This window comes from Amycolatopsis sp. NPDC005961 (assembly GCF_040629235.1).
Taxonomy (GTDB): domain Bacteria; phylum Actinomycetota; class Actinomycetes; order Mycobacteriales; family Pseudonocardiaceae; genus Amycolatopsis; species Amycolatopsis camponoti.
The window spans coordinates 101,732-123,979 of record NZ_JBEXVF010000024.1 but is presented as its reverse complement, the minus strand read 5'-3'; the positions used below and the strand labels follow the sequence as shown (position 1 = coordinate 123,979).

The window sequence follows — 22,248 nt, the reverse complement described above, 5'->3', positions numbered from 1 at the left end:
GCGGTCCTGCGGAGGTTCGCGTGACCACCGTCGAGGTGCGCGAGGAAGACGCCTTCGACGCGGCCGCGGTGCACGCCTGGCTGCTTTCCCGTGAAAGCTCCGCCTTCGCCGTGTCCGGCGTGCCACAACTGCGCGACGGACCGTCGGGGTCCGGCGGTATGTTGCCTGGGTGGAGCAGCCAACGGAGTTCGTCTTCGACATCCCGGTAGGGGCCGGCGTCGCGACGCGGGCCAACACGGACGGCCCCCCGGTGACACCGAAGGACGCGGCCACCGTGATCCTGGTCCGGGACGGCGCCGACGGCGTCGAAGTCTTCCTTCAGCACCGGGTCAAGGGCATGCCGTTCGCGGGCGGGATGACCGTCTTCCCGGGCGGCGGGGTCGACAAGCGCGACGCCGACGCCTCGGTGGCGTGGGCGGGTCCGGAGCCGTCGTGGTGGGCATCCCGGTTCGGCTGCGACGACGCCCTGGCCCGGGCGCTGACCTGCGCGGCGGTGCGCGAGACGTTCGAGGAGTCCGGCGTGCTGCTCGCGGGCAGCGCGGACGAGGTGCTCACCGACGTCACGACGTACGCGGCCGCCCGCCAGGCCCTGGAGACGCGCGAAGTCTCGCTCGCCGCGTTCCTCGCCGACGCCGGGCTGACGCTGCGGGCCGACCTGCTGCGCCCGTGGGCGCACTGGATCACCCCCGAACAGGAGCCGCGCCGCTACGACACCCGGTTCTACGTCGCGAAGCTGCCCGAAGGCCAGGAAGCGGACGGCGCGACGTCGGAGGCGTCGAGCTCCGGCTGGCAGCTTCCCGAGGACGCCATCGCGGACGCGCGGGAAGGCCGCCGGATGCTGATGCCGCCGACCTGGCTGACGCTGAGCGAGCTGGCGAAGTTCGCGACCGCCGACGACATCCTGAACGAGCAGCGCGAGATCGTCCGGATCGCGCCGACGCTGATCCGCGAGAACGGCCACGTCCGCGTCGTGCTGGAGCGGCGATGAGCGCCCCCGCGTACGGCGTGCTGCGCCAGGTGTCCGCGACGGCGTCGGTGCTGCTGGAGAACAACCCGTCGTCGATGACGCTCGAAGGCACCAACAGCTGGGTGCTGCGGGCGACGCCGTCGACCCCGGCGGTCGTCGTCGACCCCGGCTACCGCGACCTCGAGCACCTCGAGCTGCTGGCCGCGGTCGGCGAGGTCGAGCTGATCCTGCTGACGCACTTCCACCCCGACCACGCCGAGGGCGCGCCGTGGTTCGCCGAGCGCGTCGGCGCGCCGGTGCGGGCCTTCGACCCGTCGCTGTGCCTGTCCGCCGGGGCCTTCACGGACGGCGAAGAGATCGCCGCCGGAGGGCTGTCGATCCGCGTGCTGCACACGCCCGGGCACACCGGCGACTCGGTGTCGCTGGTGCTCGACGGCCAGGTCCTGACCGGCGACACCGTCCTCGGCCGCGGCACCACCGTGCTGCACGACCTGGGCGACTACCTGCGCTCGCTGCGGAAGCTGATCGAGCTCCCGGCGGGCACGCTCGGCCTGCCGGGGCACGGTCCGGAGCTCCCCGATCTGGCCTCGACCGCCCGCGAGTACCTTGCCCACCGGGAACAGCGGCTCGGCCAGGTGCGTTCGGCTCTGAAGGCGCTCGGTGCGGACGCCACCCCGCGTCAGGTCGTCGAGGTCGTGTACGCCGACGTCGACCGGGCGCTGTGGGCGCCGGCCGAACTGAGCGTGCAGGCGCAGCTGGACTACTTGCGGTCGGAGGAACAGGGATGAGCAACGTCGAGGTCGAGTTCTACTGGCGGCCGGGGTGCGGGTTCTGCGCCGCGCTCGACCGGCCGATGTCGAAGAGCGGCTTCAACGTCCGGAAGATCAACATCTGGGAGGACCCGTCCGCGGCCGCGCGCGTGCGCGAGGTCGCGAACGGGAACGAGACGGTCCCGACCGTGATCGTCGGGTCGACCGCCATGGTCAACCCCTCCTTCGCCGAGGTCGAGGCCGCCGTCAAGGCCGCATCGGCCTGATCGCTGCCCACGTCGCGCTGGGCCGCTTTCCGTGCAGGAAGGCGGCCCAGACGTCGCGCAACCCGGTTTCCGCTTCGAGGCCCGGGTTTCCCGGCGCCTCCCAATCGAAGCGGTAGACGAAGGCGTCGAGCTTCGCGGCCAGCCTGTCGCTGACGGAGAAGCCGTTCGCGGCTTCGACCACGTCCTGCGGCGCGTCCGGGACCAACGCGCGTAGCTCGTCTTTTGTCCAGCTGATGAGTGCCGGACCCGCCGGAGCGGCTTCGACGAGGTCCTCCGCCACGAGGTCGTCGTCGGCGACCAGCTGGAACGGCGGCTCGAGCGAACCGGGTTCCGCTGTCTTGGCCGCGACCCTGAGCTGGGCTTCGAGCAGCCGTCCGATCGTTACTGTGCGGAGGTCTCCGCCGAGTTCTTGCCGCAGCAGCAAGGCGTTTCGGTTGGCATCGTCCCCTGTGGACGGTGACCCTGCCGACGGGCGCGCTCTGCAGGGCGATCCGCCTCACGAGGCCACGGGCCCGCGGCGCCGACCACAGGGCGAGCGTCGACTGCGCACCGGCGGACTGCCCGCCGAGGGTGACGTCGGCGGGGTGCCCGCCGAACGCGGCGATGTTGTCGCGGACCCAGACGAGCGCGGCGAGCTGGTCGGCGACGCCGAGGTTGGGCGGGGCGCCGTCCAGGGCGGCGAAGCCGAGCGTGCCGAGGCGGTAGTTGAGCGTCACGACGACGGCGTCGGCCTCGTGGGCCAGGCGTGTGCCGGTGTACCAGGCCTGGCCGCCCGAGCCGCTGGAGAACCCGCCGCCGTGGATCCACATCAGCACCGGTCGGTTCCCGGTGGCCGACGGCGTGAAGACGTTGAGGCTCAGGCAGTCTTCGCTCTGCGGCAGGGGCAGCTGCCCCGAACGCCGCGGGTGGTGTCGATGACGGCGTACCGGCTGCTGCGCCGGTTCGCGGGTGGGCCGGCCGGGTGGCCCGGTCGTTCCAGCGCATTGTCGGCGGTGCAGGTTTCCTCGTTGCGCCGTAGCGTTTCCGAGGTCGCGTACCACCCGGAACCGGGCGACTTCGGCCTGTTCACCGCGTTGGCTCACGACGGCAGTGCCGACATGTCGACTTTGTCAGCGGCCGCGGGCCGTTCGGAGTCGACGGTCCGCCGTCGCCTGGAGGTGCTGCGCGACTCGGGAGCGGCGACGCTCTGGCTGACGGTGGCACCCTCGGCATTGGAGTCGACGGGCCGCGCGCTGGCAACGCACCCCCAGGTGGCGTTCGCGGCGGCGACGACCGGCCCGGCGAACCTGGTGGCGAACGTCGGCTGCCGCGACGACGCGGCGCTGTACTCGTACCTGGCCGACGACCTGGGCGGGTTGGCGGGCGTCCGGCAGGTGGAGACGGCCCCGATGATCCGGACGCTGAAACGCTTCGGCACGTTGGCGTAGCGTCGGCCGACGGATTCGCGACTCACTGCTCGTGGACGACGAGCGCGCGATCGACTTCATCCTGAACGGCGAGCAGCACCGCCTGAGCCGGGCCGAGGTGCTGAGCGCGGCGGCGCGGGGTGGGCCGGAGCCGATCCGGACGCACTGGGTTTCCGTCGGGGACCGGCGGTGGCCGCCGAGGCAGCTCTTCGAGCGCGCTCTCGGGGTGTCGCGCACCGAGTTCATCTCGCACACCGCCATCCGGCACCTCCGCCGGCTCGGGTTTCCGACCAGCCCGCTCCCGCAGGAATCCGATGCTCAGCCTGAGTTCTCGGATGCCGTACCGGGGGCAGCCTTCGCCTCCCTCGTCGATTTTCTGACGGTCGAAGACCTGACCACTCGCATCCGCCGCGTGGAACAGCGGCTGGAGGGAGCCCAGCTCGGGAACGTCGATGGCCTGAACGGCGGCATGACCGACGAGCTGCTCGAGGCCGCGCTGCTGGTGCGCCGGCACGCCGGCCGCGTCAACGACCTCATCCACGCGGCGACGATCGTCCGGGCCCTGCCGAAGATCCTCGAACCGGGCGAGTGCATCGTCCGGCGCCCGTCGCTGGCCTCGGGGAACGACCCGGATCGCCCGTTCGACCTCGAGACCGACCGGCGGGTGGCCGAGTTCAAAACGGCTCGGTGGAAGGGCGCCGACACGATGCGCAAACGCTTGCTCGTCGCCGACCTGGCCGGCCTGGTCCTCAAGCGCGGCGACCGTCGCGCGGAGCTGTACGTGTTCGGCCGCCTGCCCCTCGACTTCCTGCGGACCAGCACCTCGACGGTCGAGCGGATGCTCGGCCGCTCGTCGACGAACCTCCGCGACGCCTACGAACAGCGCTTCGGGAGTGCCGCGCTGACCGTCAGCCAGTTCACCAACGGACCGGCCTCGGAGGTCGCCCTCAAGGACCTGACCGAGATCATCGGCTGAGCATCGGCATCAGGTAGTACGTCAGCCGCACCTCCCCGGGATCCGCGGCCCGCAGGATGCACGCCCGCATCCCCGGCTGGATCGACAGCACCACGCGCTCGCCGGCGAACGCCTGCAGCGCGTCCAGCAGGTACCTCGCCTGGAACGACGGGGACGTCCGGCCGCCGCCGACGTCCGCCTTCAGCGTCTCCTCCGCCTCGCCCGTGTCCTGGCGGGCGCTCGCCAGGCGGACCTGCGCGTCGCCGACCTCCAGGGTCAGGACGCGGCGGTCCTCGGCGTACACCCCGACGCGACGGACCGCGGCCGCCAGTGCGTCAGCGTCCAGGGTCACCGTGGTGTCGACCGCGGCCGACGGGATCGAGTCCTCGGACAGGAACCCCGCGTCGAGGACCGCGGTGCCGGCCAGGCCGCCTTGCCAGCTCAGGCCGAACCGGCCTGGGCCCGCGTGCAGGCCGACGACGCCCTTCGCCTGGCGGGCGGCCTCGGTCAGCAGGGTGGCCGGGACCAGCACGTCGAGCGAGCCCGGCGTGCGCAGCGGCAGGCGGGCCACCGCCATCCGGTAGCGGTCGGACGCCGTCAGCGTGAGGTGGTCGGCCGCCTGCACGCGGACGCCGGTGAACAACGGCAGCGGGTCGTCCTTCGACGCCGTGCCCGCGACGATCCGCAGCGCCGACGCGAACGCTGCTCCGTCTACTTCGGACACTTGCGGCGGTTCGGGCGCCGGCCGGTCGGCCTCGGTGGACAGGAGGGGGAGCGCGAACCGGGCGTTGTCGAGCCGCAGGGCCAGGCGGCTGCCTTCGACGACCAGGCGCACCAGGTCGGTGTCGAGCATCTTCAGCGTCTCGGCGAGGGGCGCCGCCGGGACGGCGACCGCGCCATCGGTGTGGGTGGTGGCCGGGCAGTCGAACCGGACGGCGAGATCCGGATCGCTCCCGGCAACGGTCAGCCCGGCCGCACCCGCCCGCAACCGCAGCCCGGCGCGGCCGGGCAGCAGCCGCGAAGCAGCAGAAACGGCCGCCGACAGGCGGTGGGCAGGCGCGGTGACGTCCATGCCCCGCAAGCTAGCGGCGAGCACCGACAAAAACGGCGCGAGAGCCCGCTGACCAGGGAAGATGCGCACAACGCGAGCGCGCCCAGACGGCGGCGGACCGACCAGCCGAGGCTCGCCGATCAGCCGGGCTGCGCCGCGGCCGCGGGGCGGCCGGTTGAGCTGCCAGCCGGTGCTGCCAGCCGAGGCCTCTCGATCGGCCGAGGTTGCGCCCATAGTCGAGCTACCGGCGGATGCCGCCCAACGGAGGTCCGCCGACCAGCAACGGTCGCGGATCGACCTACCGGCCGGCCCCGACCAGCTCCGCAACCGCCGAAGCCTGCCGAGGCGCCCGGACCGTCCCCCGCAGCAGCCACACCACCACCGCGAGCACCAACCCGGCCACGCTCGCCGCCAAGAACGCTGCCGACGGGCCGGCGTGCTCCACGATGTAGCCGCTCACCGACTGGCCCGCGGCCAGCCCCAGCGTCACCGCCGTGAGCACCCAGCCGAACGCTTCCGCCGCGGTCCCCGACGGCGCCACCAGCTCGATCGCCGACGAGTGCGCCGTCGACTGGGGCGTGATCAGCGCGCCGGCCAGCAGCATCATCAGCGCCAGGCCCCACAGCGACGAGGGCCACGCGAGCAGCGCCACCAGCGCCCCGAACGCGCCGAGCAGGGCCGGCAACCGCAGGCCCATCCGGCGGGGCCACGGGCGCAGGCTGTACGCGACGCCGAACGCCACCGAGCTCAGGGACCACGCCGAAAGCAGCAGCCCGCCGAACGACGGAGAGCCCGCCTCGGTCGCCGACGCCGGGACCGCTACCTCGACGAACCCGATCACCATGCCGAAGCCGAGCGCGGCCAGCGCCAGGGTCCGCATGCCCGGGCTCGCCAGTGCGCCCAGCAGCGAGCCGGACGAACTCGGCGAAGCCCGCCACGCCCGCACCGCCGGGCTCAGCGCGAACAGCACCGCGCCGGTGAACTGCAGCGCGACGCCCAGCACCAGGCCGGTCCCCGCCCACGGCGCCAGTACCAGCAGCCCGGCCAGGCCGGGGCCGAGGATGAAGAACACCTCCATGCTGATCGCCTCGTACGAGAACGCCGCGTTGCGCGGGCCGCCCGGAGGGAGCAGCCGGGCCCACAGCGCGCGGGACGCCGATCCGACCATCGGCTCCGACAGCCCGGTGACCGCGCCCAGCGCGACCATCACCGCGGTCGGCGCGTGCGACTCGATCGACGTCACCAGCGCCGTCATCGACAGCGCCAGGGTGACCGCCACGATGAGCAGCGGCCGCGTCGGGCCGAACCGGTCGATCAGCCTGCCCTGGATCACCGCGCCCACCGAGACGCCGACGAGTGAGCCGGCCGAGACCAGCCCGGCGGCGGCGAAGGACCCGGTCTCGCGCTGGACGTAGAGCAGCGCGGAGATGCCGATCATGGCGATCGGCAGGCGGGCGAGCACGGACGCGATGGCAGGCCACCGGGCGGCGCGGGTCGTCAGCGCGCTGCGGTAGTCGGCCAGAGACGTACGACCTTCAGAGTGGGACACGCGTACCAGTATGCCGCAGAGTGGTACGTCGGTACCAGTTATTTGACGGTCAGGTGCGTCACCGGAGACCGGAGTCGATCACGTGAGGTCTCGATCGGGTAACACTCGGGATATTCTCCGTGGACTCGTGCAACAAAACCGCCGGCACGGCGTCCTTGAGAGTGAATGGCCTTGAATTCGTGGGTATGGGCCGTGATGGTTGAACAACAGCACAGAACCCAGCTCCCTCCGGCATATGGGTCGGGGCCTGGCCCGGAGGGCGGGGAGCGCGGATCGTCGGGGGATGGTCCGCGCGACAAACGAAGAGCCGGTGCGCCACGTCGGGGGTGGCGCCCGGCTCTTTGTTTTGATCGGACACTGTTGTCACACGGCGTGAAGAAGGCCCCTCGCTCGGAAGAGTGAGGGGCCTTCGACGTGAGAAGAACTCAGCGGGCCCGGCGGGCGAGCCGCTCCGGGTCCAGGATCAGCACGCTCTTGCCCTCGAGCCGCAGCCAGCCGCGGTGGGCGAAGTCGGCGAGCGCCTTGTTGACGGTCTCGCGCGACGCGCCGACGTACTGGGCGATCTCTTCCTGCGTCAGGTCGTGCGTGACCCGCAGCAGGCCCGCCTCCTGGCTGCCGAACCGCTGGGCGAGCTGCAGCAGCGCCCGCGCCACGCGACCGGGGACGTCGGTGAAGATCAGCTCCGCGACCATGTTGTTCGTCCGGCGCAGACGGCGCGCGACCACGCGCAGCAGCTGCTCGGCGATCTCCGGGCGGGTCGAGATCCACTGCCGCAGGGCCGGGCGGTCCATGGTGACCGCGCGGACCTCGGTGACGGTGGTCGCGCTCGACGTCCGGGGTCCGGGGTCGAAGATGGACAGCTCGCCGAACATGTCGGACGGGCCGAAGATGCCGAGCAGGTTTTCGCGGCCGTCCGGCGACTTGCGGCCGATCTTCACCTTGCCGGACTGGATGATGTACAGCTTGTCGCCGGGTTCACCCTCGTTGAAGATGACATGGCCGCGGGGGAACTCCACGGATTCCAAGGTCTGGGCCAGCGCCTCCGCCGCTGCCGGCTCCACACCCTGGAAAATGCCCGCACGGGCCAGGGTTTCGTCCACCTCGGGTGCCTCCTCGTCGAGAAACGTTCACGCCCTCCCTTGGCTGGAAGAGCGTGACGCCGATCACTTGCGCGTCAGTCTAGGGCGTACTCGCGAGATCGCCTGTCGGACGCGCGCGCCCGCCAGATGATCTCGTTCGAACGTGGAGCCTAACTCCGCACGCGTCGCGCGCGAAGCCTGGCTGCCCGTCCGCCCAGCCTACGCAGCCGGAACAGCTCCAGCGCGCGGCCGATGCCGTGCCCGTAGAGCGCCCTGACCTCGTTGGGCTGCGCTTGCTCGAGGAACTCTTCGACCTCGTTCTCCTGCACCGCGACGTGCTTGAGCCTGCTTTCCACGCGCTCCATGAAGAGCGCGAAGAACATGATCACCAGGGGGACCAGGATGACGAACCAGACAGTCATGACCGGACCCCAAAAGTTTCAGTGGGAAGCATCTACTCCAGATCCTCGCTCATGGCGGCCGGGAAACTGCGCCGAGGTGGTGCTCTGGCGTGTCGGTCGTCCACCGGTGCACTGACCGGCTCGTCCGACGGCGCCCGTAGGCTATCGGGGTGCCACCTGCCACCACGAACGCCCCCCAAGAGGGCGCTGGTGAAAGCCGGTTAGCTCTGGTGAGACGCGCCAGGCGGATGAAGCGTTGCCTCGACGACGTGTATCCCGACGCCCACTGCGAGCTCGACTTCACCACTCCACTGGAACTGCTGGTCGCGGTCGTGCTGTCCGCGCAGACCACCGACGTCCGGGTGAACCTGGTCACGCCCGCGCTGTTCAAGCGCTACCGGACCGCCGCCGACTACGCGGGCGCCGACCGCGCCGAGCTGGAGGAATACCTCCGGAGCACCGGCTTCTACCGGGCCAAGGCGAACTCCGTGATGGGGCTCGGCGCGGCGCTGGTCGAGCGCTTCGACGGCGAGGTCCCGGCGAAGCTCGACGACCTCGTCACGCTGCCCGGCGTCGGCCGCAAGACCGCCAACGTCGTGCTCGGGAACGCCTTCGACGTCCCGGGCATCACCGTCGACACCCACTTCGGCCGGCTGGTCCGGCGCTGGGGCTGGACGGCGGAGGAGGACCCGGTCAAGGTCGAGCACGCGGTCGGCGAGCTGATCCCCCGTAAGGAGTGGACGATGCTCTCGCACCGGGTGATCTTCCACGGCCGGCGCGTCTGCCACGCCAAGAAGCCCGCCTGCGGCGCGTGCCCGCTGGCGAAGGACTGCCCGTCCTACGGCACCGGCCCGATCGGGTTCGAGGAAGCCGCCAAGCTGGTCAAGGGCGTCGAAAAGGACCACATCCTGGCCATGGCGGCGCCCCGGTGACGACCGTCACCAAATGGGCGCTGGCCGCCGCCGTGCTGGTGGTGGCGCTCATCGTCGCGCTGCTGCCCCGCGGGGGCAACGACAGCGACGCGAAGCCGTCCGCGAACCTGGCTCCGGCCCGGTCCGCGGCGGCGCTCCAGCCGTGTCCCGCAGCCGGGCCCGCGCAGCCGGTCAAGCAACTCGACGGCGTCAAGGCGGACTGCCTCGGCGACGGCGCGAGCGTCGACGTCGGCAAGGCCCTCGCCGGTGCTCCGGTGCTGGTCAACGTGTGGGCGTCGTGGTGCGAGCCGTGCCGGACCGAGCTGCCCGTGCTCCAGGAATACGCGAAGCAGCCGGGTGCCGTGCGCGTGCTCGGCGTCCAGGTCCAGAGCCCGGCGGAGGACGGCTTGAACCTGCTGGCCAAGCTGGGCGTGCACCTACCGTCGGTGTTCGACGGCGACGGGCCGAACGGGCCCGTCCGGACCGCGTTGAAAGTGCCTTCGTCGCTCCCGGCGTCCTACCTGGTCACCGCCGCGGGCGAGGTGCGGTTCATCGCGAATCCACGCACCTTCGGGAACACTGACCAGGTGCGCGCGGCAGTCGAGGGGGCATCGTGATCGGACCACTGGTCGAGCCGGAGTCGGTGCCCGAGTGGCTCCGGCCGCTGGTCAAGGTCAGCGCCGACGTCGACGCGAAGACGTTCACCCGGTTCACCCCACCCGAAGACGCCTACACGCGCCCCGCCGCGGTGCTCATCCTCTTCGGCGAGCGCGAAGCCGACGGCGAACCCGACATCCTGCTGCAGCGCCGGGCCGACACGCTGGGCTCGCACGCCGGGCAGGTCGCGTTCCCCGGCGGCGGCGCCGAGGACGGCGACGACGGCCCGGTCGGCACCGCGCTGCGCGAGGCCGAAGAAGAGACCGGTGTCGTCCCGTCCGGCGTCCGGCCGGTCGCGGTGCTGCCGGAGCTGTTCGTCCCGGTGTCCGGCTTCGCCGTGACGCCGGTGCTGGCGCACTGGGCCGAGCCGTCGCCGGTGCACGCGGTCGACCCGGGCGAGACGGCGTCCGTCGCCCGCGTCGCCATCGCGGACCTGGTCGACCCGGCCAACCGGTTCACGATCAAGAAGGCCGGCATGCCGTGGAAGGGCCCGGCCTTCGAGGTCGGCGGCCTGTTCGTGTGGGGCTTCACCGCCGGGTTGCTCTCCGTCCTCCTCGGCCTGGGAGGCTGGGAGCGCGAATGGGACTCGGACGACGTCCGGGACCTCGACGAAGCGCTGGCGGCGTTCCAAGCCCGCCTGGCGGGCGGGGAGTGAACGGGTGAACTGGGTCGATGTGCTGGTGCTGCTGCTGGCCGTGCTGGCGGCGGTGTCCGGCGCGTACCAGGGCGTGATCGTCGCGCTGCCGTCGCTCGTCGGCGTCGTGCTCGGCGCGCTCGCCGGGATCAAGCTCGCGCCGGTCGTCGTCTCGTTCTTCGACGACCCGGTGTGGAAGGTCGCTCTCGCCGTCGCGACCGTGGTGTTCCTCGTCGCCCTGGGTGAGGCCATCGGCGTCTACGCGGGGCGACGGCTGCGCCAGAAGATCAACCCGGACAAGCTGACCGGGATCGACAAGACGCTCGGCGCGATCGTGCAGGCCATGGTCGTCTTCATTGTGGCGTGGCTGATCGCGACCCCGCTGACGACCGTGTCCGCGGTGCCCTGGCTGGCCAAGGGGATCAACGGCTCGGTGGTGCTCGGCAAGGTCAACGAAGCCATGCCGGAGGCCGCGCAGGGCTTCCCGAACCAGCTGCGCAAGCTGCTCGACGCATCCGGCTTCCCGTCGATCATGGACCCGTTCGAGAAGGCCCCGACGGCGGACACCTCGCCGCCCGACCCGGCCCTGCAGAGCAGCGGGACCGTCCAGGCGCTGCACGGCAGTGTCGTCAAGATCCGCGGCAGCGCCAGCTCGTGCTCGCGGTCGCTGGAGGGCAGCGGGTTCGTGATCGCGCCGCAGCGGGTGATGACGAACGCGCACGTCGTGGCGGGCACGGACACCGTCGGCATCGAGACGACGCAGGGTGACTACCCGGCGCGGGTCGTCTACTTCGACCCGGAGGTCGACATCGCGGTGCTCGCCGTGCCGCGGCTGCGCGCCGAGCCGCTGCAGTTCGCGCCGGAGACGGCCACCGCCGGCGACAGCGCGATCGTGCTCGGGTACCCGCTCGACGGCCCGTACCGGGCGACCCCGGCGCGCGTGCGCGGCCGGATCAACCTGCGCGGCCCGGACATCTACGACGCCAACACCGTGCAGCGGGACGTCTTCACCGTCCGCGCGGAGATCCGCAGCGGCAACTCCGGCGGCCCGATGGTGACCCCGGACGGCAAGGTCATCGGCGTCGTGTTCGGCGCGGCCGTCGAGGATCCGGAGACGGGCTTCACGCTCACGGCCGAACAGGTGCGGGCCGAGGTCGACGCGGCGCCGTCGCAGTCGACGAACGCGTCCACCGGCTCCTGCGCCGCCTAACGCCCGAACCGCAGCGCGAGGCCGTCCAGCAGCGCCCGCATGCCCGACTCGAAGATGTCGTCGAGCACCAGGTCGTAGCCGGTTTCGGTCAGCTCGGCGAGCATCTTGGCGAACGTCGGGTGCCCGGCCGCCATCGCCGCCACCGCGGGTCCCTGGTGGTCCATCCAGTCGTCTTCGGTCAGCCCGGACGCCGCCAGCGCGCTCTGCTCGCGTTCCAGGTGGACCGCCATGCCCTGGACGTGGCCGAAGAACAGGACGTGCAGGTCGCACAGCGTCGCCGCGTCGACGTCCAGCTCGGCCAGCGCGGAGAGGGCCCACTCGCCGTGCGTGGCGAGGTTGCGCAGCGGCAGCGGGCGGGTGATCGGCCCGAGCTGTGCCAGCCACGGGTGGCGCCGGAAGAGCGACCAGAGTGTGCGGCCGCCGAGCGTCAGCCGTTCGCGCCAGTCACCGGACGGCTTCGCCGGATAGCCGCGCTCGCCGAACGCGGCGTCGGCCATGAGCAGCACCAGTTCGTCCTTGCCGCGCACGTACTTGTACGGCGCCATCGCCGCGACGCCGAGGCGGGCCGCGACCCCGCGCATGGACAGCGCGCCGAGGCCCTCCGCATCGGCGATGTCGATCGCCGTGCGCACGATCCGGTCGCGCGTCAGCCCCCGCTGGCCGCCGCGCCGTTCCCGGCTCGCGACGACCGTGCCCGAGCGTGGCTCGGCGCGCACCAGTCCTTCCTGGCTCAGCAGGGCCAGCGCCTTGGCCGCGGTCGCCATCGCCACGCCGTGGTCGGCCGCGAGCCGCCGGGTCGAGGGCACCCGCGCGCCCGGCGGGAGCTCGCCACGCGCGATCCGGCCGCGCAGCTCTTCGGCGATACCCACGTATTTCACGACGCTCCCTGACCTAGCACAGCCGGGTATCTGTACTAGTACAGATTTGGCCGGTGAACTGCGTTGACTCCACTGTGGTGCGGACAAGCGTACGACTCTGGAGGAACCATGCGAAACGTCCTGATCTCCGGCGCCGGTGTCGCCGGCGCCACCCTGGCCTGGTTCCTGGCGCGCCAGGGCTTCGCCGTCACGGTGGTCGAGCGCGCGCCCGGCCCGCGGACCGGCGGCCAGGCGATCGACGTGCGCGGCGCCGCGCTCGACGTCGTCGACCGGATGGGCCTGGGCGAGCGGATGCGCGCGGTGCGCACCCGGATGCGCGGGATGTCGGTGGTGGACGGTGCCGGGCAGGAGCTGTTCCGGTCCGAGGAGTTCACCTACAGCAGCGGACGGCTCGACAACGACGACTTCGAGGTCCTGCGCGACGACGTCGTCGCGATCCTGCACGAGGCGGCCGACGTCGAGTACGTCTTCGGCGACTCGGTCACGGCGTTGACCGAGGAGGCGCACGGCGTGCGCGTCGAGTTCGAGCGCGGCGGCTTCCGGACGTTCGACCTGGTCGTCGGCGCGGACGGCCTGCACTCGGCGGTGCGGCGGCTGGCCTTCGGGCCGGAGGAGGAGTTCGTCCGCCACCTCGGGCAGTACCTGGCGATCTTCCCGGCGCCGAACTTCCTGGGCCTGGCGGACTGGCAGGTCTGGTTCCGGCACGAAGAGACCGGCGGGGCGATCTACCCCGTGCGGGACAACACCGAGCTGCGCGTCACGCTCGGCTTCGGCTCGGAGCCGTTGCCGCGGCTGGACGTCGAGGACCAGAAGCGGCTCGTCGGCGAACGGCTGGGCGGGATCGGCTGGGAGGTGCCGAAGCTGCTGGAGGCGATGGCCGCCGCGGACGTCTTCTACTTCGACGCGATGGCGCAGATCCACCTCGGCCGCTGGTCGGCGGGCCGGGTCGTGCTGCTCGGCGACGCCGGCTACTGCGCTTCGGCGCTGTCCGGCCAGGGAACGAGCCTCGCGCTCGTCGGTGCGTACGTCCTCGCTCAGGAGCTGGGCCGCGGTGAGCACGAAGCGGCCTTCGCGGCTTACGAACGCCGGATGCGGCCGTTCGTCGAGCTGAACCAGGCGCTGGCCACGGAGAACCCGGCGGGTGGTCCGTCGGAGGAGTCGGTCGAGCGGGCGAAGAACGCCATCGACCTCACTTGAGGAAGTCCACCAGGGCCGCCGACGTCCGGTCCGGCGCCTCGAGGTGGGGGAAGTGCCCGACGCCCGGCCAGAGCACCGGCTCGGCGTGCGGGCCCGCCCAGCGCACCGACGACGCCGCCGTCTCGGGCAGGACGCAGGTGTCGTCGGCGCCGTGCAGCTGCAGCGTCGGCGCCGTGATCCGGGCGTCGACGGCGTCGGTGAACCGGCGGCCCTCGCCGCGGAACTGGGCGCGGAACGCCCAGCGGTAGTACTCGAGGGCGCTGTGCGCGACGCCGGGCACGAGCATCGCCTGCCGGAAGGCCGCGACGCTGTCGGTGAAGTCCGATGTGGACTGCCAGCGGCGGCCGGACCAAGCTCCGAAGAGGTCCTCGACGGCTTGGGCGTCGTCCTTCACGAGCCACTTCTCCGGCGCCATCGGCACCTGGAAGCGGAAGAGGTGCCCGGCGGCGCGGCCCTGGCCACGCCACGGGCGGGCGGCCCCGGACCGCAGCGCGAGCGGGTGGGCGGCCCCGATCGCCGTCACCGACGACACGAGCCGGGGGTGCAGGGACGCGACCGTCCAGGCGAGCATGCCGCCCCACGCGTGCCCGACGAGGTGGGCCCGGCGCGCGCCGAGGGACTTGATCAGGCCGCCGACGTCCCCGGCGAGCGTCCACGCGTCGTAACCGCGCGGCGGCTTGTCCGAGTCGCCGTAGCCGCGCAGGTCGACGGCCACCGCGCGGAAGCCGGCGTCGGCCAGCGTCCGCAGCTGGTGGTGCCAGGTCCACCAGAACTCGGCGAACCCGTGCAGCAGCACCACGACGGGCCCCTCGCCGAGCTCGGCGACGTGCAGGCGGATGCCGTTCGCGGAGACGTCGCGGTGGGCCCACGGGCCGTCGAGCCGGACGCTCGACGGGTCGGGGGACGCGTGCAACGCCTCAGTCGCGCGTGGTGGTCAGGTCGGCGTCGGGCGCCTTGTGCGGCTTCAGCGCGGCGGCCGTCTCCTTGACGCTGGCGATCGTCCGCTCCGGTGCCTTGAACTTCTTCACCTTGCGGTAGCCCAGGAACGCGGTCGCGCCGACGACCAGCAGCATCAAGGCGAACACGATGCCGAACGCGCCCCAGCGGTGCAGCGGCCGGAACCAGTCCGCGAGGCCTTCGGACAGGAAGAAAAAGAAGAAGAACGAGCTGTACAGCAGGACCGTCAGTGCGATCAGGAAGTAGATGGCCCCCTTGAGGCCCTTCTTCACCTCGCCGACCAGCTCGGACTTCGCGAGCTCCATCTCGGCCCGGACCAGGGTCGAGATGTGCTGGGTCGCGTCGCCGACGAGCCTGCCGATCGACTGGTCGCCGGGGACGTCGGAGTCGGAGGACAGCGGGAGGTAAGGCACGGCCCCCACGCCGTCGGGGCCGGTGCGTTCGTGCTTGGGGCTGCTCACCGGGTCATCGTGCCATGTGTCCCGAAACCGGGCGCGGCGGCGTAGCCGAGTGTCGCGAGATCAATCCGCTTCGGCGTGCACGCGGCTGCGCTTCAGGAGCAGAACCGCCGCGAGCAGGGACGCCACCGCGGAGGCGATCAGCACCGCCGCCTTCGCCAGTTCACTCGTGTCCGCCGGGAGCGCCAGTTCCGCGATCAGCAGGCTCACGGTGAAGCCGACCCCGCCGAGCACGGACAACGCGCCGATGTCACGCCAGCCCATGCCACGGGGCATTTCGGCGGCCTCGAGCTTCACCGCGAGCCAGCTCGCGCCGAAGATCCCGACGACCTTGCCGCCGAGCAGCCCGGCGAGCACCGCGAGCGGCAACGCCGTCGTGAACACCGCGCCGAGCGCGTCGCCGTCGACCGAGATCCCGGCCGCGAACAGCGCGAACACTGGTACGGCGACGGCGGCCGACCACGGCTGGAGCCGGTGCTCCAGCCGCAACGCCGGCGCTTCGGCCTCGCCGTCATCGGCGCGGACGCGGGTGAGCAGGCCCAGCGCGACGCCGGCGATCGTCGCGTGGATGCCCGCCGAGTGCACCGCGACCCAGGTGACCAGCGCGAGCGGCACGTAGAGCCACGGCGTCCGGACGCGCCGGTGCTGCAGGAAGGCGTACAGCGCGAGCGCGACGACCGCCACGCCCACGGCGACCAGGTCGAAACCGGTCGTGAACAGCACGGCGATGACGATGATCGCGCCGAGGTCGTCCACGACGGCCAGCGACAGCAGGAACACCCGCGCGCTCGAGGGCAGGTTCGACGCGGTCAGCGCGAGCACGCCGAGCGCGAACGCGATGTCCGTGGCCACCGGGATGGCCCACGCCCGCTCGATCCCCGGTGTCCCCCAGCCGACGCCGAGCGCGACGAGGGCGGGCACGACCATGCCGCCGAACGCGGCCACGACCGGCAGCACGGCCTGCTTGAAGCGGGACAGCTCGCCGATGACCAGCTCGCGCTTGAGCTCCAGCCCGGCGACGAAGAAGAACAGGGCGAGCAAGCCGTCCTTCGCCCAGTCGCCGATGGTGAGGTTGAGGTGCAGGAACTCCGGGCCGAGCCGGAACTCGCGCAGCGCGTGATAGCTGTCGCGCACCGGGGAGTTGGCCCAGATCAAGGCGACGGCGGTCGCGCCGAGGAGGATGAGGCCGCCGGTGGTTTCGGTGCGCAGGTAGCGCGCGAACTCGCTCAACGGACGGGACATGCGGGCGGCTCCTGGGGTCGCTGATCACTGTTGCCGACCAGGCTTCCCGGCGCACCTTGACGTTATTTTAATGCCTCTTTGTCACGGACCGTTATGGCCGCCGCCACACGGGGTACCGGTGGTGGGTCACCACTTCGGCTCATAGCATGCCAAGCGACAACGAAGTCCGAGACAAAGGAAGACGACAGTTGTGAGCACCTCTACCGAGGTCCAGCAGGACACGAGGTTCTTCGGGCACCCACGAGGGCTGGCGAACCTCTTCGGCGTGGAGATGTGGGAACGCTTCTCCTACTACGGGATGCTCGGCATCCTGCCGATCTACCTCTACTACAAGGTCGAACAGGGCGGTCTCGGCCTGGCGCAGGAGTCCGCGCTCGGCATCGTCGGCGCGTACGGCGGGCTGGTGTACCTGTCCGCCGTCATCGGCGCCTGGGTGGCCGACCGGCTGCTCGGTTCCGAACGGACGCTGTTCTACAGCGCCGTGCTGATCATGATCGGCCACGTCAGCCTGGCGATCCTGCCGGGCCTGGCCGGGATCGGCGTCGGCCTGGTCTGCGTCGCGGTCGGCAGTGGTGGGCTGAAGTCGAACGCGACGGCGATCGTCGGCACGCTCTACGCCGACGGCGACGAACGGCGCGACGCCGGCTTCACGATCTTCTACATGGGGGTCAACCTCGGTGGCTTCGTCGGCCCGCTGCTGACCGGGCTCGCGCAGACGGAGGTCGGCTTCCACCTCGGCTTCGGTCTCGCCGCGGTCGGCATGGCGCTCGGCCTGATCCAGTACACGCTCGGCCGCAAGAACCTCGGCGAGAAGGCCAAGGAGGTCCCGAACCCGCTCCCGGCCTCGCAGCGCATGCTGGCCGTCGGGGCCGCCGTCGTGCTGGTCGCCGTGATCGTGACGCTGGTGCTGACCGGCGTCGTCAATCCGGACAACCTCGCCGACGTCGTCGTCATCGTGGTCGGCGTGATCTCGGTGATCTACTTCCTCGTCATCCTGACCAGCCGCAAGATCACCGGTGACGAGCGCAGCCGGGTCTTCTCGTTCATCCCGATGTTCATCGCCAGCGCGGTGTTCTTCTCGCTGTACCAGCAGCAGTTCACGGTCGTCGCGGCCTACACCGACCAGCGGCTGAACCGGAGCCTGTTCGGCTGGGAGCTGCCGGTGCCCTGGGTCAACTCGATCAACCCGGTGTTCATCATCGTGTTCGCGCCGCTGCTGGCGGCCCTGTGGACGAAGCTCGGCGAGCGCCAGCCGTCGACGCCGATGAAGTTCGTCCTCGGCACGGTGCTGATGGGCGCGGCCTTCCTGCTGTTCCTGCCGATGGTGGGCAGCGGCAAGAACGCGAGCCCGATGCTCGCGCTGGTCGGCATCCTGTTCGTCTTCACGATCGCCGAGCTGTGCCTTTCGCCGGTCGGGCTGTCGCTGTCGACGAAGCTCGCGCCGGAGGCGTTCCGGACGCAGATGGTCGCGCTGAACTTCCTGTCGATCTCGTTCGGCACGGCGATGTCCGGCAAGCTCGCCGAGTACTACTCGGTCGACGACGAAGCGCCGTACTTCAGCACGGTCGGCGGCGTCGCGATCGGTGTCGGCGTGCTGCTGTTCCTCGGCATCCCCTTCATCCGCAAGCTGATGAAGGGCGTCCACTAGCCGACTGTGACCCCGAAGATCACCCCGACGAAGTAGGTCACGACCATGGTGAGGGCGCCGACCCCGACGTTGCGCAGGATCGCGCGCCCCACCTGGGCGTCCCCGAGCCGCGCGCTGAGCCACCCGGTCAGCGTCAGGCCGACGACGACCGCGGCCGCGCACGCCCACACCCGCCAGGAGACGCCGGCCCAGGCGATCGAGAGGATCGGCAGCAGCGCGCCGACCGAGAACGCGATGAGAGACGCCCAGGCCGCCTGCCACGGGCTGGTCAGGTTGTCCGGATCGATGCCGAGCTCGGCCTCCGCGTGCGCGTGCAGCGCGTCCTTTTCGGTCAGTTCGCGAGCGACCTGGCTCGCGAGCTCCGGCGAGAGCCCCTTGTCCTGGTAGATCTCGGCGAGCTCGCGCTCCTCGGCCTCGGGCATCGTCTTGAGCTCCTGCTTTTCCAGCCGGAGCAAGGCCTGTTCGGTGTCGCGCTGGGTGCTCACGGAGACGTATTCACCGCCGGCCATGGAAAAGGCGCCGGCGACGAGCCCGGCGATTCCGGCGGTCAGGATCGTGGTGCTTTCGGTGGTCGCGCCGGCCACCCCGACGACGATGCCGGCGACGGACACGATGCCGTCGTTCGCCCCGAGAACCCCGGCCCGGAGCCAGTTCAGCTTCCCGCCCACGTCCTGGTGCGGTTCGTGGGCGTGGCCCACGGCGTCACCGTCGATCGTTTCGGTCACCCGACAAGTGAAACACGAACGGAGAATCGTGGCGAGACTTGTTCTTTTTGTCAGGTACGCCTAATTAACGCGTGCCTTACCTAAGCCGGTCCTGTGTGGACTCTCAGCGATCCTGGGTCATGATGGGCCCATGGAGGATCAGGTTTGGCAGCCACTGGTGACGGTGGAGGGCCTCCCGCTGACGGGCGGCGAAGGCCGGTTCCGGCTGTTGGAGACGGCGGAGAGCGGCCTGGCGTACTTGATCCACTACCCGGCGGGGGTGGCCTCACCGACGCACGCGCACGACCACGACTCGATCGTGTACGTCCTGTCGGGCCGCATCCGCGGCACGGTGGACGGGGTCGAGGCGGAGCTGGAACCGGGGGCTTCGATCCTGCACCCACGCGGGGTGGACCACCACGTCGAGGCGTTGACGGACTCGATGTGGGTGGAGTTCAAGTCCCCGCTGCCCAGGCGTCCCCCGATCGCCTGAGCCGTGTCGACCCGCCAATCACGCGTGTCGACTCCCCAATCACGCGTGTCGACCCTCCGGTCACGCGAGCCGACCCCCGGAAAGCGGAAACGCCCGGCCCCGCGGATGCGGAACCGGGCGCTCCCTGGAGTGAAGCTCAGGCGTCCAGCTCGGCGAGGGCCTGCTTGGCCTTCTCGAGCTCGGCCTCCAGCGCCGCGACCTTCGCCGCCTGCGCCTCGCGGGCCTGGTTGATCACCTCGTCGATCGGGCCGGACAGGTCCGCGTGCAGCTCCTTCGCCGCGCGCGAGACGGCCGCCGCCGGGATCTCGAGGCCCTTCGCGACCCACTTCGAACCGTTCTTCAGCTCGGCCTGCCATTCGCCATCGGCGGTGCCGGTGACGGTCAGGATCAGCTCGACCGTGCGGGTCTTCTTCGCCGTCGACGCCGTCGACGCGCCCTTCGGGCGGCCGCGCTTCGGCTTCGGGGCTTCTTCGGCGACCGGCTCGGCCGGGCTTTCCGAAGAGGCCGGGGACGCGGACTCGGTGACGGTCGCCTCGTCGGCGGAAACCTCCGGAGTCGAAGCCGGAGCCTCGGCCGGAGCCGAAGCCGTTTCCTCGTCGTGCGTCAGGACATCCACGGTCATCGTCGTGTCGTCTCCTTGCCCGGGAAGGGGGTGTGGTTCGCGGCACAGCGTAGAACATGCGTTCGAGCCGCGCCACTCGGGGGTGTCATGACAGAGCCCTTCCGGCGCGAAGCCGGAAGGGCTCTGACGAAGAGAACGCTAGCTCACTCCTCGGACTTGCCCGTCTTCAGGCCCGTCGAGATCAGGTCCATCACCGACGAGTCGGCCAGCGTGGTGACGTCGCCGACCTGCCGGTTCTCCGCGACGTCGCGCAGGAGACGGCGCATGATCTTGCCCGAGCGCGTCTTCGGCAGCTCCGGCACGACCATGATCTGGCGCGGCTTCGCGATCGGCCCGATCTCCTTCGCGACGTGGTTGCGCAGGGCCTGGATGGCCTCCTCGCCGCCGTCGACGGCGTTCCCGCGCAGGATGACGAACGCGACGATGCCCTGCCCGGTCGTCGGGTCGGTCGCGCCGACGACCGCGGCCTCGGCCACCGTCGGGTGCGAAACCAGCGCCGACTCGACCTCGGTCGTCGAGATGCGGTGGCCGGACACGTTCATCACGTCGTCGACGCGGCCCAGCAGCCAGACGTCACCGTCGTTGTCGTACTTCGCGCCGTCGCCGGCGAAGTAGAAGCCCTGGTCCTTGAAGCGCGACCAGTAGGTGTCGCGGAAGCGCTCCTCGTCGCCCCAGACGCCCCGCAGCATCGACGGCCACGGCTTGTCGAGCACGAGGTACCCGCCGCCGCCCGGGCCGACCTCGGTGCCCTGGTCGTCGACGACCTTCGCGGAGATGCCCGGCAGCGCCTTCTGCGCGGAGCCCGGCTTCGTCGAGGTGACGCCCGGCAGCGGCGAGATCATGATCGCGCCGGTCTCGGTCTGCCACCACGTGTCGACGATCGGCGCCTTGCCCGCGCCGATGTTCTCGCGGTACCAGATCCACGCCTCGGGGTTGATCGGCTCGCCGACCGAGCCCAGCACCCGCAGCGACGACAGGTCGTACTTCTCCGGGATTTCCGCGCCCCACTTCATGAAGGTGCGGATCAGCGTCGGTGCCGTGTAGTAGAGGGAGACCTTGTACTTCTGGACGATCTCCCAGTGGCGCCCCTCGTGCGGGGTGTTCGGCGTGCCTTCGTAGACGACCTGCGTGACGCGGTTGGCGAGCGGGCCGTAGACGATGTAGCTGTGGCCGGTGATCCAGCCGATGTCGGCGGTGCACCAGTAGACGTCTTCGCCGGCCTTGTGGTCGAAGACGTTGTGGTGCGTGTACGCCGTCTGCGTCAGGTAGCCGCCGGAGGTGTGCAGGATGCCCTTCGGCTTCCCGGTCGTCCCGGACGTGTAGAGGATGAACAGCGGGTGCTCGCTGTCGAACGCTTCGGGAGTGTGCTCTTCGGACTGTCCGTCGACGAGCTCGTGCCACCACAGGTCGCGGCCGTCGGTCCACGGGACGTCGCCCTCGAGCTTGTCGCCCGTGCGCTTCACGACGATGACCTTCTCGACGGTTTCGGCGCCTTCGAGCGCTTCGTCGACATTGGCCTTCATCGGCGCGGCCTTGCCGCGGCGGAACTGCCCGTCGGAGGTGATGACGACCTTCGCGGCGGCGTCGTCGACGCGGGCGCGCAGCGCCGTCGGGGAGAAGCCGCCGAAGACCACGTTGTGCAGCGCGCCGATCCGCGCGCACGCGAGCATCGCGAAGATGGCCTCGGGGACCATCTGCAGCTGGATCGCGACGACGTCGCCGGCGGTGATGCCCAGCGACGTGAGTGCGTTGGCGGCCCGGGAAACCTCGGTCTTCAGCTCGGCGTAGGTGATGTCCCGCGTGTCACCCGGCTCGCCGACCCAGTGGATCGCGACCTGCTCGCCGTGCCCGGACTCGACGTGCCGGTCGACGCAGTTGTACGCGACGTTCAGCTTCCCGCCCACGAACCACTTCGCGAACGGCGCATTGGTCCAGTCCAGTACCGTGGTCCACTTCGTGTCCCACGTCAGCCGCTCCGCCTGCTTCGCCCAGAACGCTTCGCGATCGGCGTCCGCCTCGGCGTAGAGATCGGCCTGCGCATTGGCCTGAGCAGCGAAATCTTCACTGGGCGGGAACGTGCGGCTCTCGGTGAGCAGGTTGTCCAGGGCTGGGGACTGCTCGGTCATGGTTGCAAGGCCTCCTGTAGTGCGCCGAAACGACGGCTAGCGGCACGCTAGCGACGTTAGTCCGCCT

At 71.0% G+C, this 22,248-nt stretch carries 24 protein-coding genes and 2 pseudogenes; 13 read left to right on the top strand and 13 right to left on the bottom strand.

Annotation, left to right across the window (positions count from 1 at the left end; translation table 11 throughout):
• From ABZ342_RS22885 to ABZ342_RS22870, 4 genes and pseudogenes are all read left to right on the top strand, one after another.
• Positions 1–209, top strand: a pseudogene (locus ABZ342_RS22885) (hypothetical protein); the annotation flags it as partial.
• Positions 170–988, top strand: coding sequence for an NUDIX domain-containing protein (locus ABZ342_RS22880; RefSeq protein ID WP_155547844.1), 819 nt, complete (start codon positions 170–172; stop codon positions 986–988). The pseudogene ABZ342_RS22885 and the gene ABZ342_RS22880, both read left to right, overlap by 40 nt.
• The gene (locus tag ABZ342_RS22875) at positions 985–1,755 is read left to right on the top strand and encodes an MBL fold metallo-hydrolase (protein ID WP_360476296.1); all 771 of its coding nucleotides are present in this window, start codon (positions 985–987) and stop codon (positions 1,753–1,755) included. The genes ABZ342_RS22880 and ABZ342_RS22875 overlap by 4 nt, the downstream gene beginning before the upstream one ends.
• Entirely contained in the window at positions 1,752–2,003 is a 252-nt protein-coding gene (locus tag ABZ342_RS22870) for a glutaredoxin domain-containing protein (protein ID WP_155547842.1), read from the top strand. Before ABZ342_RS22875 ends, ABZ342_RS22870 begins: the two co-directional genes overlap by 4 nt.
• On the opposite strand, the gene ABZ342_RS22865 is transcribed toward ABZ342_RS22870, so the two are convergent.
• Positions 1,984–2,427, bottom strand: coding sequence for a hypothetical protein (locus ABZ342_RS22865; protein ID WP_360476291.1), 444 nt, complete (start codon positions 2,425–2,427; stop codon positions 1,984–1,986). The two genes, ABZ342_RS22870 and ABZ342_RS22865, sit on opposite strands and share 20 nt — an antisense overlap.
• Before the next feature lie 88 nt (positions 2,428–2,515).
• Positions 2,516–2,863, bottom strand: a pseudogene (locus tag ABZ342_RS22860) (carboxylesterase family protein); the annotation flags it as partial.
• Positions 2,864–2,917: 54 nt separating this feature from the next.
• On the opposite strand from ABZ342_RS22860, the gene ABZ342_RS22855 reads away from it, so the two are divergent.
• Together ABZ342_RS22855 and ABZ342_RS22850 are read left to right on the top strand one after the other, a co-directional pair.
• The gene (locus ABZ342_RS22855) at positions 2,918–3,430 is read left to right on the top strand and encodes an Lrp/AsnC family transcriptional regulator (RefSeq protein WP_360476288.1); all 513 of its coding nucleotides are present in this window, start codon (positions 2,918–2,920) and stop codon (positions 3,428–3,430) included.
• A 31-nt stretch (positions 3,431–3,461) separates the two neighbouring features.
• Complete coding sequence (locus tag ABZ342_RS22850; protein ID WP_360476285.1) at positions 3,462–4,385, top strand: hypothetical protein; 924 nt, start codon at positions 3,462–3,464, stop codon at positions 4,383–4,385.
• On the opposite strand, the gene ABZ342_RS22845 is transcribed toward ABZ342_RS22850, so the two are convergent.
• The 4 genes from ABZ342_RS22845 to ABZ342_RS22830 all read right to left on the bottom strand — a co-directional run bounded on the left by ABZ342_RS22845 (position 4,375) and on the right by ABZ342_RS22830 (position 8,465).
• Positions 4,375–5,436, bottom strand: coding sequence for a DNA polymerase III subunit beta (locus ABZ342_RS22845; RefSeq protein WP_360476282.1), 1,062 nt, complete (start codon positions 5,434–5,436; stop codon positions 4,375–4,377). The two genes, ABZ342_RS22850 and ABZ342_RS22845, sit on opposite strands and share 11 nt — an antisense overlap.
• Positions 5,437–5,713: 277 nt before the next feature.
• Positions 5,714–6,976, bottom strand: coding sequence for an MFS transporter (locus tag ABZ342_RS22840; RefSeq protein WP_360476324.1), 1,263 nt, complete (start codon positions 6,974–6,976; stop codon positions 5,714–5,716).
• A 413-nt stretch (positions 6,977–7,389) separates the two neighbouring features.
• Positions 7,390–8,064: a Crp/Fnr family transcriptional regulator gene (locus ABZ342_RS22835; RefSeq protein ID WP_003081747.1), complete on the bottom strand. Its 675-nt coding sequence runs from the start codon at positions 8,062–8,064 to the stop codon at positions 7,390–7,392.
• Between the two features lie 149 nt (positions 8,065–8,213).
• On the bottom strand, positions 8,214–8,465 hold the full coding sequence (locus tag ABZ342_RS22830; RefSeq protein ID WP_013230551.1) for a hypothetical protein: 252 nt from the start codon (positions 8,463–8,465) through the stop codon (positions 8,214–8,216).
• 227 nt (positions 8,466–8,692) lie between these two features.
• Between ABZ342_RS22830 and nth the strand changes: the two genes are divergently transcribed.
• The 4 genes from nth to ABZ342_RS22810 are packed head-to-tail and all read left to right on the top strand — an operon-like array spanning position 8,693 to position 11,856.
• Entirely contained in the window at positions 8,693–9,376 is a 684-nt protein-coding gene (gene nth, locus ABZ342_RS22825) for an endonuclease III (protein ID WP_360476321.1), read from the top strand.
• Complete coding sequence (locus ABZ342_RS22820) at positions 9,373–9,972, top strand: TlpA disulfide reductase family protein (protein ID WP_360476279.1); 600 nt, start codon at positions 9,373–9,375, stop codon at positions 9,970–9,972. The genes nth and ABZ342_RS22820 overlap by 4 nt, the downstream gene beginning before the upstream one ends.
• Complete coding sequence (locus ABZ342_RS22815; protein WP_360476276.1) at positions 9,969–10,667, top strand: CoA pyrophosphatase; 699 nt, start codon at positions 9,969–9,971, stop codon at positions 10,665–10,667. The genes ABZ342_RS22820 and ABZ342_RS22815 overlap by 4 nt, the downstream gene beginning before the upstream one ends.
• Before the next feature lie 4 nt (positions 10,668–10,671).
• On the top strand, positions 10,672–11,856 hold the full coding sequence (locus ABZ342_RS22810; RefSeq protein WP_360476273.1) for a MarP family serine protease: 1,185 nt from the start codon (positions 10,672–10,674) through the stop codon (positions 11,854–11,856).
• Here the strand turns inward: ABZ342_RS22810 and ABZ342_RS22805 are convergent.
• A complete protein-coding gene (locus ABZ342_RS22805; RefSeq protein ID WP_360476270.1) occupies positions 11,853–12,734 on the bottom strand; it encodes a GntR family transcriptional regulator in 882 nt (293 codons plus the stop codon). The two genes, ABZ342_RS22810 and ABZ342_RS22805, sit on opposite strands and share 4 nt — an antisense overlap.
• A gap of 108 nt (positions 12,735–12,842) precedes the next feature.
• Here ABZ342_RS22805 and ABZ342_RS22800 point away from each other — a divergent pair, with 108 nt between their 5' ends.
• Positions 12,843–13,931, top strand: a complete 1,089-nt coding sequence (locus ABZ342_RS22800; protein WP_360476267.1) for an FAD-dependent oxidoreductase — start codon at positions 12,843–12,845, stop codon at positions 13,929–13,931.
• Here ABZ342_RS22800 and ABZ342_RS22795 read toward each other — a convergent pair.
• Genes ABZ342_RS22795 through nhaA form a run of 3 tightly spaced genes read right to left on the bottom strand, consistent with a single transcriptional unit; the run spans position 13,924 to position 16,588 of the window.
• A complete protein-coding gene (locus ABZ342_RS22795) occupies positions 13,924–14,844 on the bottom strand; it encodes an alpha/beta hydrolase (RefSeq protein ID WP_360476264.1) in 921 nt (306 codons plus the stop codon). The genes ABZ342_RS22800 and ABZ342_RS22795 overlap by 8 nt on opposite strands.
• A gap of 4 nt (positions 14,845–14,848) precedes the next feature.
• Entirely contained in the window at positions 14,849–15,349 is a 501-nt protein-coding gene (locus ABZ342_RS22790) for a phage holin family protein (RefSeq protein WP_155547831.1), read from the bottom strand.
• 60 nt (positions 15,350–15,409) lie between these two features.
• The gene (nhaA, locus tag ABZ342_RS22785) at positions 15,410–16,588 is read right to left on the bottom strand and encodes a Na+/H+ antiporter NhaA (protein ID WP_360476261.1); all 1,179 of its coding nucleotides are present in this window, start codon (positions 16,586–16,588) and stop codon (positions 15,410–15,412) included.
• 190 nt (positions 16,589–16,778) lie between these two features.
• On the opposite strand from nhaA, the gene ABZ342_RS22780 reads away from it, so the two are divergent.
• Complete coding sequence (locus tag ABZ342_RS22780) at positions 16,779–18,236, top strand: peptide MFS transporter (RefSeq protein WP_360476258.1); 1,458 nt, start codon at positions 16,779–16,781, stop codon at positions 18,234–18,236.
• Here the strand turns inward: ABZ342_RS22780 and ABZ342_RS22775 are convergent.
• Positions 18,233–18,961 carry a VIT family protein gene (locus tag ABZ342_RS22775; protein WP_155547828.1) on the bottom strand — a complete coding sequence of 243 codons (729 nt, stop codon included), beginning with the start codon at positions 18,959–18,961 and terminating at the stop codon, positions 18,233–18,235. The genes ABZ342_RS22780 and ABZ342_RS22775 overlap by 4 nt on opposite strands.
• 130 nt (positions 18,962–19,091) lie before the next feature.
• Here ABZ342_RS22775 and ABZ342_RS22770 point away from each other — a divergent pair, with 130 nt between their 5' ends.
• Entirely contained in the window at positions 19,092–19,433 is a 342-nt protein-coding gene (locus ABZ342_RS22770) for a cupin domain-containing protein (RefSeq protein WP_155547827.1), read from the top strand.
• 136 nt (positions 19,434–19,569) lie between these two features.
• On the opposite strand, the gene ABZ342_RS22765 is transcribed toward ABZ342_RS22770, so the two are convergent.
• Both ABZ342_RS22765 and acs read right to left on the bottom strand, forming a co-directional pair.
• Positions 19,570–20,055: a DUF6319 family protein gene (locus ABZ342_RS22765; RefSeq protein WP_155547826.1), complete on the bottom strand. Its 486-nt coding sequence runs from the start codon at positions 20,053–20,055 to the stop codon at positions 19,570–19,572.
• A 143-nt stretch (positions 20,056–20,198) separates the two neighbouring features.
• Positions 20,199–22,181: an acetate--CoA ligase gene (gene acs, locus ABZ342_RS22760; protein WP_360476253.1), complete on the bottom strand. Its 1,983-nt coding sequence runs from the start codon at positions 22,179–22,181 to the stop codon at positions 20,199–20,201.
• Between the last annotated feature and the right edge of the window lie 67 nt (positions 22,182–22,248).

Excerpts from the sequence above, each read along its gene's own strand:
- ABZ342_RS22875 (WP_360476296.1), top strand. The coding sequence starts at position 985 with ATGAGCGCCCCCGCGTACGGCGTGCTGCGCCAGGTGTCCGCGACGGCG.
- ABZ342_RS22870 (WP_155547842.1), top strand. The coding sequence starts at position 1,752 with ATGAGCAACGTCGAGGTCGAGTTCTACTGGCGGCCGGGGTGCGGGTTC.
- ABZ342_RS22855 (WP_360476288.1), top strand. The coding sequence starts at position 2,918 with ATGACGGCGTACCGGCTGCTGCGCCGGTTCGCGGGTGGGCCGGCCGGG.
- ABZ342_RS22845 (WP_360476282.1), bottom strand. The coding sequence starts at position 5,436 with ATGGACGTCACCGCGCCTGCCCACCGCCTGTCGGCGGCCGTTTCTGCT.
- ABZ342_RS22830 (WP_013230551.1), bottom strand. The coding sequence starts at position 8,465 with ATGACTGTCTGGTTCGTCATCCTGGTCCCCCTGGTGATCATGTTCTTC.
- nth (WP_360476321.1), top strand. The coding sequence starts at position 8,693 with ATGAAGCGTTGCCTCGACGACGTGTATCCCGACGCCCACTGCGAGCTC.
- ABZ342_RS22800 (WP_360476267.1), top strand. The coding sequence starts at position 12,843 with ATGCGAAACGTCCTGATCTCCGGCGCCGGTGTCGCCGGCGCCACCCTG.
- nhaA (WP_360476261.1), bottom strand. The coding sequence starts at position 16,588 with ATGTCCCGTCCGTTGAGCGAGTTCGCGCGCTACCTGCGCACCGAAACC.
- ABZ342_RS22770 (WP_155547827.1), top strand. The coding sequence starts at position 19,092 with ATGGAGGATCAGGTTTGGCAGCCACTGGTGACGGTGGAGGGCCTCCCG.
- ABZ342_RS22765 (WP_155547826.1), bottom strand. The coding sequence starts at position 20,055 with ATGACCGTGGATGTCCTGACGCACGACGAGGAAACGGCTTCGGCTCCG.
- acs (WP_360476253.1), bottom strand. The coding sequence starts at position 22,181 with ATGACCGAGCAGTCCCCAGCCCTGGACAACCTGCTCACCGAGAGCCGC.